Annotated in this window: 12 protein-coding genes; 8 read left to right on the top strand and 4 right to left on the bottom strand. The window is 59.0% G+C overall.

The features are described 5' to 3' along the window. Positions 1-2 precede the first annotated feature (2 nt). The gene (locus VSQ83_RS03755; RefSeq protein ID WP_326425332.1) at positions 3-476 is read left to right on the top strand and encodes a GNAT family N-acetyltransferase; all 474 of its coding nucleotides are present in this window, start codon (positions 3-5) and stop codon (positions 474-476) included. Between the two features lies 1 nt (position 477). Here the strand turns inward: VSQ83_RS03755 and VSQ83_RS03750 are convergent, their stop codons facing one another. Beyond that, complete coding sequence (locus tag VSQ83_RS03750) at positions 478-723, bottom strand: hypothetical protein (RefSeq protein WP_219260904.1); 246 nt, start codon at positions 721-723, stop codon at positions 478-480. 249 nt (positions 724-972) lie between these two features. On the opposite strand from VSQ83_RS03750, the gene VSQ83_RS03745 reads away from it, so the two are divergent. From VSQ83_RS03745 to VSQ83_RS03725, 5 genes are all read left to right on the top strand, one after another. Continuing rightward, the gene (locus tag VSQ83_RS03745; RefSeq protein ID WP_326425330.1) at positions 973-2,118 is read left to right on the top strand and encodes an efflux RND transporter periplasmic adaptor subunit; all 1,146 of its coding nucleotides are present in this window, start codon (positions 973-975) and stop codon (positions 2,116-2,118) included. Next, complete coding sequence (locus VSQ83_RS03740) at positions 2,115-5,219, top strand: multidrug efflux RND transporter permease subunit (RefSeq protein WP_326425328.1); 3,105 nt, start codon at positions 2,115-2,117, stop codon at positions 5,217-5,219. Before VSQ83_RS03745 ends, VSQ83_RS03740 begins: the two co-directional genes overlap by 4 nt. Further along, on the top strand, positions 5,200-5,877 hold the full coding sequence (locus VSQ83_RS03735) for a heavy metal response regulator transcription factor (protein WP_133078930.1): 678 nt from the start codon (positions 5,200-5,202) through the stop codon (positions 5,875-5,877). The genes VSQ83_RS03740 and VSQ83_RS03735 overlap by 20 nt, the downstream gene beginning before the upstream one ends. A gap of 28 nt (positions 5,878-5,905) precedes the next feature. Beyond that, a complete protein-coding gene (locus tag VSQ83_RS03730) occupies positions 5,906-7,249 on the top strand; it encodes a heavy metal sensor histidine kinase (RefSeq protein WP_326427677.1) in 1,344 nt (447 codons plus the stop codon). Between the two features lie 233 nt (positions 7,250-7,482). Beyond that, positions 7,483-7,707, top strand: coding sequence for a hypothetical protein (locus tag VSQ83_RS03725; RefSeq protein ID WP_133078929.1), 225 nt, complete (start codon positions 7,483-7,485; stop codon positions 7,705-7,707). A 32-nt stretch (positions 7,708-7,739) separates the two neighbouring features. Here VSQ83_RS03725 and VSQ83_RS03720 read toward each other — a convergent pair whose 3' ends face one another. Continuing rightward, entirely contained in the window at positions 7,740-7,883 is a 144-nt protein-coding gene (locus VSQ83_RS03720; RefSeq protein ID WP_326425326.1) for a hypothetical protein, read from the bottom strand. A 14-nt stretch (positions 7,884-7,897) separates the two neighbouring features. Here VSQ83_RS03720 and VSQ83_RS03715 point away from each other — a divergent pair, with 14 nt between their 5' ends. Beyond that, positions 7,898-9,217 carry an OprD family porin gene (locus tag VSQ83_RS03715; RefSeq protein WP_219260907.1) on the top strand — a complete coding sequence of 440 codons (1,320 nt, stop codon included), beginning with the start codon at positions 7,898-7,900 and terminating at the stop codon, positions 9,215-9,217. Positions 9,218-9,349: 132 nt separating this feature from the next. Beyond that, positions 9,350-10,828: a sensor domain-containing diguanylate cyclase gene (locus VSQ83_RS03710; RefSeq protein ID WP_219260908.1), complete on the top strand. Its 1,479-nt coding sequence runs from the start codon at positions 9,350-9,352 to the stop codon at positions 10,826-10,828. A gap of 79 nt (positions 10,829-10,907) precedes the next feature. On the opposite strand, the gene lpxC is transcribed toward VSQ83_RS03710, so the two are convergent. Both lpxC and ftsZ read right to left on the bottom strand, forming a co-directional pair. Next, positions 10,908-11,819, bottom strand: coding sequence for a UDP-3-O-acyl-N-acetylglucosamine deacetylase (gene lpxC, locus VSQ83_RS03705; protein ID WP_019823785.1), 912 nt, complete (start codon positions 11,817-11,819; stop codon positions 10,908-10,910). Between the two features lie 112 nt (positions 11,820-11,931). Next, a complete protein-coding gene (gene ftsZ / locus VSQ83_RS03700; protein WP_019823786.1) occupies positions 11,932-13,146 on the bottom strand; it encodes a cell division protein FtsZ in 1,215 nt (404 codons plus the stop codon). Positions 13,147-13,179: the final 33 nt, after the last annotated feature.

Below are 13,179 nucleotides of genomic sequence, written 5' to 3'. Positions count from 1 at the left end.
ACATGAGCGATTACTGCCTGCTGTTGCGCAAAGACCTGACCCGCCCGCTGGCAGCCGCGCCCGGACCTGAAGATGTAAGCCTTGTGCCCCTGAGCGATGACCTGTTGCAACCGGTGCATGCCTTGCTTAGCCAGGGCTACAGCGACGGCAGTGGCCATGTTGATTCGTTCGGGGAGTGGAGCCATAGCCTGCTGCACGACGCCGAATTCGACCCGCAGCTGTGCTTGATCGCACTGCGTTCAGGCGTTGTGGTGGGGGTTGCGCAAGGCTGGACCAGCGCTTATCTGAAGGATTTGGTGGTGCATGCCCGGCATCAAGGGCAAGGCATTGGCCAGGCGCTGCTGGCGAAGGTGTTTGCGGTGTACGCACATCGCGGTGAGCCCTGGGTTGACCTGAAGGTCATGGAGGGCAACACCAGGGCCCGCCGTTTGTACGAACGGGCCGGGATGATTCAGGTACAGCGCATCGAGCTATAAATCAGCGCTTGCCCATGGTTTTACGGGTGCCGTGTGGCGGTGCGCCCGGGGTTGTGTCGTGGCCGCCGAGGCCGCTTTTCTGGTAGTACGCCTTGCCCTGGGACTTGGCCTTGGCAAACTCGGAAGGCTTGAACGGGAAAGTGAACGCCGGGATGACCGGTTTTTTCGGGGTCTCCACAGTGGTTTCATTCTCAACCAGTTCAGCGTCCAAGGCATCAGGAGCCGTCGATTGTGTAGGAGTAGTCATGAAAGCTCCGAAATGCGGTAAAAAGTCAGGCCAAGTGGCGCAATGCCGCGCAGTATACCTGCGCGCCCCCTGTGCGTTGCACTCACTGGTCGTAAAAATCATCAATCTGCTCCCACCAAAATGACCAGCAGGGTGTTTTACCCAGGGCTAACTGTCAGCACTGTCAGTTTGCCGTCACCGTGCTGACCGGGTCGACGCGCTATAACTGAATGATCAGCCCCCACTCCACGCACATGGCGTCTATCCGGCATGCCGACCACAACTAGAAAAATCTTGCTGGGCACCCTCGTTGTAGCCCTGATCGGTGCTTCACTCTTTTGGCTCAACCGCCCCACACCCGGCAAGTCCGCGGGCGCAGCTCCAGTGCCGGTACGGGTTGTTCAAGTGCTGCAACAAGACGTACCGCGCTATATCAGCGGGATTGGCGCAGTGTTGTCACTGCACAGCGTGATGATCCGCCCGCAAATCGACGGCATTCTCACCGAGATACGGGTCAAGGAAGGCCAGGAGGTCAAGGCTGGCGATCTTCTGGCAACCCTGGATGACCGCTCGATCAAGGCCAGCCTCGACCAGGCCAGGGCCCAACTGGGACAGAATCAGGCGCAGCTGCAAGTGGCATTGGTCGACCTCAAGCGCTACCAGTTGTTGAGCGTGGACAACGGCGTATCCAGGCAAACCCTCGATCAGCAACAAGCGCTGGTCAACCAGCTCAAGGCGTCGGCGCAAGGTAATCAGGCGGCTATTACGGCGGCGCAGGTGCAGTTGTCGTACACGCAAATTCAATCACCCGTCACCGGCCGCGTGGGGATTCGAACGGTAGACGCGGGCAACTTCCTGCGGGTCAGTGATTCTCAGGGGCTGTTTTCCGTCACCCAGATCGACCCCATCGCCGTAGAGTTTTCGCTGCCCCAACAACAGCTCCCCCTGTTGCACGACTTGCTCACGGCCAAAGACCCGGCCCGGGTCAAAGCCTTTATCGGCAACGCCGACAGCACCGGCACGCCGCTGGGTGAGGGCCGCTTGAGCCTGATCGACAATCAGGTCTCGGCAACCACTGGCACGATCAAGGTCAAAGCCCAGTTCGACAACCCCAAACAAACCCTCTGGCCCGGCCAGCTGGTCAATGTCCAGATCCAGTCAGGGCTGGCAAAAAATGCGCTGGTGGTCCCGCCTCAGGTGGTGCAGCGCGGGCTGGACAACTACTTCGTGTACAGGGTCCAGGCCGACAAGGTCGAAACGGTGCCTGTGCTGCTGGTCTATCAAGACACCGAGCAGAGCATCATCACCGGCGTCAATCCCGGGGACACACTGGTCAGCGATGGCCAGTCGCGGCTCAAGCCAGGCTCGCGGGTTGAAATATTGAGTGAGCCAACGCCCGCTCAGGTGCAGCCATGACCAACAGCCGCTCGCTGTCCGCCTGGTGCGTCGACCACCCCGTCGCCACGGTGCTGCTGACGTTTGCACTGGTGCTCGTGGGGCTGATTGCCTTTCCACGCCTGCCAATCGCGCCATTGCCCGAAGCCGAGTTTCCGACCATCCAGGTGTCGGCACAGCTGCCGGGCGCCAGCCCGGACACGATGGCATCGTCCGTGGCCACGCCGCTGGAAGTGCAGTTCAGCGCCATCCCCGGCATGACCCAGATGACCTCCAGCAGCGCGCTGGGCTCGACCACCCTGACCCTGCAATTCACCCTCGACAAAAGCATCGACACCGCCGCGCAAGAGGTTCAGGCGGCCATCAACACCGCGTCCGGCAAGTTACCCAAGGACATGCCGACCCTGCCGACCTGGAAGAAGGTCAACCCGGCCGACAGCCCGGTGCTGATACTGAGCATCAGTTCATTGAACATGCCCGGCACAGAACTCAGCGATTACGTCGAAACCCTGCTGGCACGCCAGATCAGCCAGATTGATGGCGTGGGCCTGATCAACATCACCGGCCAGCAACGCCCGGCGATCCGGGTCCAGGCCTCGGCCGACAAGCTGGCTGCCATTGGCCTGACCCTGGCCGATATTCGCCTGGCTATCCAGCAAACCAGCCTCAATCTGGCCAAGGGCGCGCTGTACGGCCCGTCGAGCATCTCCACCCTGTCGACCAACGATCAGTTGTTTGATGCGGACGAATACGGCCAATTGATCGTCTCGTACAAGGACGGCGCGCCCGTGCAACTGCGCGACGTGGCGCGAGTGGTCAACGGTGCAGAAAACGATTACGTACAAGCCTGGTCCGGGCACCAGCCGGGCCTGAATCTGGTGATCTCCCGCCAGCCGGGGGCGAACATCGTTGAAACCGTAGACCGCATCCAGGCCGCCCTGCCCGGCCTGCAAGCCATGCTCCCCGCCTCCGTCGAAGTGACCGTGCTGAGTGACCGCACCAAGACCATTCGCGCGTCCTTGCATGAGGTTGAAATCACCCTGCTGATTGCCGTGCTGCTGGTGGTTGCGGTGATGGCGCTGTTTTTGCGCCAGTGGTCCGCCACCCTGATTGTGTCGGCGGTGCTCGGGGTTTCGCTGATCGCAAGCTTTGCCCTGATGTATGTGCTGGGCTTCAGTCTCAACAACCTGACACTGGTGGCGATTGTGGTCGCCGTGGGGTTTGTGGTCGACGATGCGATCGTGGTGGTGGAGAACATTCACCGCCATCTGGAAGCAGGCGAAAGCATGCGCGACGCCGCGATCAAGGGCTCCAGCGAGATTGGTTTTACCGTGGTCTCCATCAGCTTTTCGCTGGTGGCCGCGTTTATTCCATTGCTGTTTATGGGCGGCGTGGTCGGGCGGCTGTTCAAGGAGTTCGCCCTGACAGCGACCTCGACCATCCTGATTTCGGTACTGGTGTCACTGACCCTCGCTCCGACGCTGGCGGCCCTGTTTATGCGCTCGCCGGTGCACAAGCCAGATGCCAGGCCGGGCTTTGGCGAACGCTTGCTGGCGGGGTACGAAAAGATCTTGAAGCGCGCCCTGGCGCACCAGCGGTTGATGCTCGGCATTTTTGGCGTGACGCTGGCCATGGCCATCGCCGGGTACGTGCTGATCCCCAAGGGTTTCTTCCCGGTACAGGACACCGGCTTCGTGCTCGGCACCAGCGAAGCGGCGTCCGACATTTCGTTCCCTGACATGACACAAAAGCATCTGGCGCTGGCCAACATCATCAGCAACGACCCTGCGGTCCAGGCTTTTTCCCACTCCGTGGGCGTCACCGGCAGCAACCAGACCATCGCCAACGGCCGCTTCTGGATTGCCCTCAAGGACCGGAGCCAGCGCGATGTGTCGGCCAGCGAATTTATCGACCGGATTCGCCCGCAACTGGCCAAGGTGCCGGGCATCGTGCTGTATCTGCGCGCAGGCCAGGACATCAACCTCAGTTCGGGGCCAAGCCGCAGCCAGTATCAATACGTGCTCAAAAGCAACGACGGCCCGACGCTCACCACCTGGACCCAGCGCCTGACCGAAAAACTGCGCGCCAACCCGGCCTTTCGCGACTTGTCCAACGACCTGCAACTGGGCGGCAGCATCACCCACATCAGCATCGACCGGAACGCTGCAGCCCGCTTCGGCCTGACCGCCACCGATGTCGATGAAGCGCTGTACGACGCGTTCGGCCAACGCCAGGTCAATGAATTCCAGACCGAGACCAACCAGTACAACGTCATTCTGGAGGTGGACGCGCAGCAGCGAGGCAAAGCCGAAAGCCTGGGCTACTTCTACCTGCGCTCGCCGCTGACCGGGGACATGGTGCCCCTGTCTGCCGTGGCCAAGGTAGACGCGCCTGCCAGCGGGCCGCTTTCGATCAGTCATGACGGCATGTTCCCGGCAGCCAACCTGTCGTTCAACCTCGCGCCCGGCGTGGCCTTGGGCGATGCCGTGCTGATGCTCAATCAGGCGAAAAACGAAATCGGCATGCCGAGCACCATCAGCGGCAACTTCCAGGGCGCCGCACAGGCGTTCCAGAGCTCGCTGGCCAGCCAGCCGTGGCTGATCCTGGCGGCGCTGGTGGCGGTGTACATCATTCTGGGGGTGCTCTATGAAAGCTTTGTACACCCGTTGACGATCATTTCGACCCTGCCATCAGCCGGGCTCGGTGCGCTGCTGATGCTGTGGATATGCGGGCAGGACTTTTCAATCATGGCGTTGATCGGGCTGGTGCTGCTGATCGGTATCGTCAAGAAAAACGGCATCCTGATGATCGACTTTGCCCTGGATGCCCAGCGCAATCGCGGCCTGAGCCCGGAAGATGCCATCTATGAAGCCTGTATCACCCGGTTCCGGCCGATCATCATGACCACCCTCGCCGCCCTCCTCGGCGCCTTGCCGCTGATGCTCGGCTATGGCACCGGCGCAGAACTGCGCCAGCCCCTGGGGATTGCCGTGGTTGGCGGGCTGCTGGTGAGCCAGGCCCTGACCCTGTTTACCACGCCGGTCATATACTTGTGGCTTGAGCGGCTGTTCCATCGTTCCAAACCGATCACTGAGGCAGGTTATGCGCGTTCTGATCGTTGAAGATGAAGAGAAAACCGCCGACTACCTGCACCGCGGGCTGACCGAGCAAGGTTATACGGTGGATGTTGCCCGCGACGGCATCGAAGGTCTGCACCTGGCGATGGAGAGCGATTACGCGGTGATCGTGCTCGATGTCATGCTGCCCGGCCTCGATGGCTTCGGGGTACTGAGGGCCCTGCGCGGGCGCAAGCAAACCCCGGTGATCATGCTGACGGCACGGGAGCGGGTCGAAGACCGGATTCGCGGATTGCGTGAAGGCGCCGACGACTATCTGGGCAAACCGTTTTCATTTCTGGAACTGGTGGCCCGCCTGCAAGCCCTGACCCGTCGCAGCGGTGGTGGTCACGAACCGGTGCAGGTCACTGTCGACGACCTGTGGATAGATCTGATCAGCCGCAAGGCCAGTCGCGCCGGAACCCGCCTGGACCTGACCGCCAAGGAGTTTTCGTTGCTTAGCGTACTGGCGCGGCGCCAGGGTGAAATCCTGTCCAAGACGGCCATTGCCGAGATGGTCTGGGACATCAATTTCGACAGCGATGCCAACGTGGTCGAAGTGGCGATCAAGCGCTTGCGCGCCAAGCTCGACGGACCGTTCGAGCACAAGTTGCTGCACACCATCCGTGGCATGGGGTATGTGCTGGAGCGGCGCGGTGATTAAGCGGATCAAAGCCCTGGACTCCATCGCCATGCGCTTGAGTGCGATGTTCGCCCTCGTCGCACTGCTGGTGTTTGTGTTGATTGGCGGAGCGCTTTACCAGCAGGTCGACAAAAGCATCGGGCGCCTGCCCGAAGCGGAACTGGATGCGCGATACAGCGTGCTGGAATCGTCCGTCAATCGTTACGGCACGCCCGAACACTGGGCCAAGATCAGCGCCAAGCTCAAGCTGCTCAGTGAAGAGGACAAACGCATCCGGTTCTGGGCCATCAGCGCTGACCCGTCCTATGAATACGGCAACCCCGAGGCCACAGTGCGCGAATTCGCCCAAGGCCCGATCGGCGTGCGGGACTTGCGGCTGCCTGGCCAGGCTGACCCGTTCAAGGTACTCATCAGCGAGATTGCAGCCAAGGAACAGCGCCCGGCACTGCGCTTTTTGATTGCCATCGATACGCACACCTTTCGCCAGACCCAGCACCACCTGCTCATCGCGCTGGTCAGCCTGGCGGCTGTTGGCGTGCTTCTGGCCTCGCTGCTCGGCTATTGGGTGGCGCGCATTGGTCTCAAACCGTTGAACGATTTATCCCAGGAAGCGCAAAAACTGGCTCCGCCGCGCTTGTCCGGGCGCTTGCACCTTGCGCCGCTGGCGCCGGAGCTGGACCAACTGGTGAGTGCCTTCAATGCCACCCTGGACCGGGTCGAGCAGGCCTACACCCGCCTGGAGTCATTCAATGCCGACGTGGCCCATGAACTGCGCTCCCCGCTGACCAACCTGATTGGCCAGACCCAGGTCGCACTGACGCGGGGACGTTCGGCCGAGCACTACTTCGAGGTGCTGCAATCCAACCTCGAGGAACTGGAGCGCCTGCGCAGCATCATCAATGACATGCTGTTTCTGGCCAGCGCCGACCAAGGGAGCAAAGCGAACAAACTGATCCACGCCTCCCTGGCAGACGAAGTGGCCACGACCCTGGATTACCTGGAGTTCATTCTTGAGGATGCGCAGGTTGAGGTGAAGGTCAGCGGCGATGCCCAGGTCAATATCGAAAAAGCCCACCTGCGTCGGGCGCTGATCAACTTGCTGAACAATGCCGTGCAACATACCGAAGCCGGGCAATCGATTGACGTTCAGATCAGCCACACGGCGGATCAGGTGACCATCAGTGTCAGCAATCCTGGGGAGCCGATTGCGCCAGAACATTTACCACGGCTGTTCGAGCGTTTTTATCGGGTAGATGCGGCCCGCTATAACAGTGGTGCCAACCACGGCCTGGGGCTGGCCATCGTCAAAGCCATTGCGCAAATGCACGGTGGCGAAGTGTTTGTACGCAGCGGCGGTGGACGCAATACGTTCGGGATTTATCTACCGATTTAACCTTGTGGGAGCGGGCTTGCTCGCGATGCAAACGCCTAGGTCAACCAGGTCAATCAAGGTGATGCCATCGCGAGCAAGCCCGCTCCAACAGTGGCAAAGCGTCTAGCCCGCACTCCTCACATTTGTTACCTAAAACGCAAAAGTCCTTGTCTAAAACAAGGCTTTTTCGACCCCGCCTGCCACTATAGATTTAGCCCATCACACAGCACTTGCTAAGCAAGAAGGTCTTTGAAATGTCCAGCAGTATGGGTATGGCCAGCGTTTTCGTTTTGTCGTCTTTGTTGTTGTCGCCTTTGGCCATGGCGGAAGAATCACCGGCATTCGTCGCACAAAATGCGGCACGTGCAGCTTCTTTTGAACAGAACCAGGCAGAGCTGACGGCACGCCATCAAAACGACGCCGACCACTCGCAAACACAAGCCAAAACCAGCGTTTCGGATGAAGCCAAAGACAGCTGACTCCCCCCCTCCAGACTTCCCGACCCAGTCAGTCATTTGCCAAGCATATGACTGATTGTTTCAAAAGCCGCTACCATAGCGGCTTTTTTTTGTTTTAAAAAAAAGCACTGCCTCTCTGGAGTGCGATCAGGGACAACCTGTTTTTTGATCAAAATAACAACTGCCGCCACTTTCAAGGAGCAACTCACTGGTGAAGTACTCACTCAAACTCAGTCCGTTATTCATTGCCCTGGCTGCAACGATCCCCCCTTTCGCCCATGCAGGTGACGACGCCGCAAAAGACGGTTTTATCGAAGGCTCAAGCCTGAAAATCAACACTCGCAACTACTACATGAACCACGATATCCGCAGCCCCCATGCTGAAGACAGCAAGGAATGGGGCCAGGGTTTTATTGGCAAATTTGAGTCGGGCTTCACCCAGGGCACGGTCGGTTTCGGCCTGGATGCCTACGCCCTGCTTGGGCTCAAGCTCGATGGCGGTGGCGGAACGGATGGCAGCAGCATCCTGCCGGTCAGTGATGGCAATGGCAAAGCGCCCACCTCTTTCTCGTCTGCCGGAGCGGCACTGAAAATCCGTGCCTTTGATACCGAGCTCAAGGCAGGCGACCTGTTTTTGACCAACCCGGTGATTGCCGGCGGCGAAACCCGCATGCTGCCCCAGACCTTTCGCGGTGTCAGCCTGACCAACAACAGTGTCGATGGCTGGATGTTCGAAGGCGGCCAGGTCAGTTTTGAAAAGCCCTACAACCAGAGCGGCATGCGCCGCCTGACTACCACCTACGGCAACCTTGGCGATCAGAGCAGCAAGCACATCACCTGGGCCGGTACTTCCTGGAGCGGCGTGCCCGGCGTTACCAGCAATTTATATGCGGCGCAGTTGCAGGACATCTGGAACCAGTACTACTACGACCTGGATTACACCTATGCACTGACCGAGAGCATCAGCCTCAATCCCGGCCTGCACTTCTATCACACCCAGGACACCGGCAAGGCGCTGCTGGGTGATATCGACAACAACACCTTCAGCCTGCACTTTGCAGTCGGAGTAGACGGACACAAGGTGACGGCGGTCTACCAGCGGGTCAACGGCAACACACCTTTTGACTATCTCTATCAAGGTGACAGCGTATACCTCGACAACTCGCAGCAGTACTCGGACTTCAACGGCCCGAATGAGCGCTCCTGGAAGCTGCAATACGAATATGACTTCGCCGGGCTTGGCCTTGCCGGGCTGACGGCCAGCGCCTCGTACTCTCGCGGCGAACTGGATTTGACCAAGGCTGACGCCAACAGCATCGGCTACAGCAACTGGTACAACCCCGAAGGCAAGAATGCCCACCACTGGGAGCGCGACCTGGGGCTCAAGTATGTGCTTCAGGAAGGCAAGGCCAAGGATCTGGCAGTGAGCCTGCGCTGGGCAACCAACCGCGGCAACACGGCTTACCAGAGCGTCGACAATGATGTCGATGAGTACCGGGTAATCATCGACTATCCTATTGATGTGTTTTAATCCTTGACCATAAGGCCAGCTTTTTAGCTGGCCTTATCTCTGTAAGGCATCCCCTTACGGCAGGGCAAAAATCGTATCTGTGAGGGTAAGCCCATTCCTTTTTCCCCGCGTTCACACATCATCACCCGACGCATGCTGGTCGGGGCCAGCGCCCTCTCGGTGCTGGCCATCCTCAGCATCGTTGGCTATTTGCTGGTCAGGGAGTACCGCAACACCGAGCAAGACGCTGCACGCGCTGCGCTGAACATTGTGCAACTGATCAGCCGGGATATTCGCAACACGCTCTCGATCTACGACACCTCCCTGAGCAACCTGATCAACTTGATGCAAAGCCAGGCATTGGCCCCTCTTTCGCCACAGACTCAAAAGTCGGTGCTCTTCGACAGGGCTATTGAGGCGCCCTCCAACGCCGGGTTCTTTGTACTCGATGCCGAAGGCAAACTGATTGCCAGCTCTCGCCCTCCGGTGGCCTCGCTGGACGACGCCCGCCAGCAGCCCTGGTTCAAGGTCCACCTCACTGCAAAAAATGATGAGCTCTACATCAGTCGCCCCCTGCTTGTCAGCGAGAGCCCCAATGACTGGAACCTGATTTTGAGCCGTAGAATTACAGCCCCCGACGGGCGTTTTGGCGGCGTTGCCGTCGCCCAGATGAAAATAAGCTACTTTCAGAATCTGTTTCGCGGGCTGGACCTTGGACCGACAGGAAACATCAGCCTGATCAGCACGGACGGTATCCTGCTGAGCCAGTCTCCGGCGGCGACCAAGTTTTACACCGGCCAGGACCTGAGCCAGTCGCCAACCTTTCTGCGCTTTCTCACCGAACGCTACGGCAGCTTTACCGCCATGTCCGGTGCCTACAACCTGAAACGCCTGTACAACTTCGCACAGGTCAACGAACTGCCCATGGTGGTCGTGGTTGCCTTGTCGACCGAGCACATTTTCAGTAACTGGCAGCACACGGCCCTGTTGATCGGCAGCGCCACCCTGCTGCTCTGCATGGGCCTGCTATGGCTCACCTGGCTCCTGGTCCGCGAACTGCGCCTGCGCCAACGCGCCGAGCTGGAGCTTGCAACCCTGGCCTCCACCGACCCGCTTACCGGGCTGGCCAATCGGCGCATGCTGGACAAAACACTGGATATGGAATGGCGACGGGCGCAACGCACGGGCGCGCCGCTGTCACTGATCATGATTGATATCGATCATTTCAAGGCCTTCAACGACAGCTATGGTCATCAGGCCGGTGATGAAGCCTTGCGCCAGGTCGCACAGGCAATCAAGGCCCACGTGCGCCGCCCAGCCGATCTGGCTGCCCGCTATGGCGGCGAGGAATTTGCCGTTGTCCTGACCGAGACCGACGCCGCGGGTACTCGCCTGCTGGCTGAAAAGATTCGCAGCGCGGTGGAGCACATGGAGCCTGCCAACCTGGCAACCCACAAGCTCACTGTCAGCCTGGGTGCCTGCACCCGCTACGCAAAACCGGGTGACGCTCAGGACCAACTGATCAGCACTGCCGATAAAGCCCTCTATCAAGCCAAGAAGCGCGGCAGAAACCGGGTCATGGATATCAATGAAACCGGGCTCAATGCCCTGAAGCCTAAAACCACGGAATAACACCGGTACACGACGTAATCGCAACCAAAAAAAAGGCCACCCGAGGGTGGCCTTCAAAAACTAGAGAAAGAAGTTTTACTTAAACTGCCGCAACCGGACGCATGTACGAGATCGGTGCAGTGCTGGCATCTTCAAAGGTCACGACTTCCCACGCATCGGTCTGCTCAAGCAGCTTGCGAATCAGCTGGTTGTTCAGTGCATGGCCAGACTTGAAGCCCTTGAATTCACCGATCAGGCTGTTGCCCAACAGGTAAAGGTCGCCAATGGCGTCGAGGATCTTGTGCTTCACGAATTCGTCTTCATAGCGAAGGCCGTCTTCGTTCAGTACACCATCCGCGTCGACCACGATCGCGTTTTCTACGCTACCGCCGAGTGCGAGGTTGTGCTTGCGCAGGTACTCGATGTCACTCATGAAACCAAAGGTACGTGCGCGGCTGACTTCTTTTACGAACGAAGTACTTGAGAAATCCACGGTTGCACTTTGGGTGCGGTTACGGAAAACCGGGTGATCGAAATCGATCTCGAAGCTCACCTTGAACCCTTCGAAAGGGACGAAAGTGGCGCGCTTGTCGCCATCTTCCACTGTCACTTCACGCAGGATACGGATGAACTTCTTCGGCGCGTCCTGTTCTTCCAGGCCGGCAGATTGAATCAGAAACACGAAAGGCCCGGCGCTACCGTCCATAATCGGGACTTCAGACGCGGAGAGTTCGACGTAGGCGTTATCGATCCCCAGGCCAGCCATGGCCGAGAGCAAGTGCTCTACCGTGTCTACTTTTACATCGCCGTTGACCAACGTGGTCGACATCGTCGTCTCGCCGACGTTTTCCGCGCGCGCAGGGATCTGCACAACAGGGTCAAGGTCTGCACGACAAAACACGATGCCGGTATCCACAGGCGCAGGCTTGAGGGTCAGGTAGACCTTCTCACCGGAGTGCAGGCCGACACCTGTGGCACGGATAATATTTTTCAGGGTGCGTTGTTTAATCATGGCATTGGCCGCTTCAGCGCAAATTGCGAACTGGTATCAACAAAGGCTGGCGATAATAGCAGACCGAGCCTTTGCTGAACACCAATCACCTTAATAGCCCTGATTGATTTCATTAATCAGCCTGTCGACGCAGGAAAGCCGGGATGTCCAGGTAATCCAGATCGTCTTGAGGATTGAGCTTGGCAGCGGTCGTCGCGCCTTGCTGTGCCTGGTTACGCATCACGGTCGGACGGTCCAGGTCACGGTAGTTGACTACCGGCTGTTCCTGACGCTCGGTACGCGCTTCCTGACGAGCAGGTGCGTTGTGTGCCGCAGAAGCTGCGTACGAGGCTTGAACGCTGTTGTCGATGACCTTGACCGGCTTCTCGATTTTTGCGCCCAGACCGGTAGCAACCACGGTCACATGCAGTTCGTCGCGCATGTCCGGATCGATAACGGTACCGACCTTCACCATCGCGTGCTCGGAAGCAAAGGCTTCGATGATGCTACCCACGTCGGAGTACTCACCCAGGGACAGGTCAGGACCGGCGGTGATGTTGACCAGGATGCCGCGAGCGCCTTCCAGGTTTACGTCTTCAAGCAACGGGTTGCGGATAGCCGCTTCGGTCGCTTCACGTGCACGGTTCGGACCGCTGGCGCAGCCAGTGCCCATCATTGCCATGCCCATTTCGCTCATCACGGTACGCACGTCGGCAAAGTCGACGTTGATCATGCCCGGACGCTTGATGATGTCGGAGATACCGCGCACGGCACCGGCCAACACGTCATCGGCCTTGGCGAAAGCCGACAGCAGGCTTGCGTCCTTGCCCAGGATGGTGAGCAGTTTTTCGTTCGGAATCGTGATCAACGAATCGACGCTTTCGGACAGTAGACGAATACCTTCGTCAGCGATCTGCATGCGCTTGCGACCTTCGAACGGGAACGGACGAGTCACCACCGCAACGGTGAGAATGCCCATTTCCTTGGCCACTTCGGCAATGATCGGCGCAGCACCGGTACCGGTACCACCGCCCATGCCCGTGGTGATGAACACCATGTTGGTGCCCTGCAACACTTCAGCGATGCGCTCACGGTCTTCCAGAGCAGCCTGACGACCCACCTCTGGATTCGCGCCGGCACCCAGGCCCTTGGTCACGCCAGTGCCCAGTTGCAGGATGGTACGAGCGCCAATGCTTTTCAGCGCTTGCGCGTCAGTGTTGGCGCAGATGAATTCCACGCCTTCGATGTTGCTCTTAACCATATGGTTAACAGCATTGCCACCGCCACCACCAACACCGATAACCTTGATTACCGGGCTTTGCGGGATGTTGTCTACGAGTTCGAACATGGTCCCTCTCCTTTCAGTTCTCTAGTTTTTTTC

Origin of the sequence: Pseudomonas sp. DSV-1 (assembly GCF_035830915.1) — a bacterium.
GTDB lineage: Bacteria > Pseudomonadota > Gammaproteobacteria > Pseudomonadales > Pseudomonadaceae > Aquipseudomonas.
The sequence above is the reverse complement of the archived record's forward strand: the minus strand, read 5'-3'. Positions and strand labels throughout refer to the sequence as shown.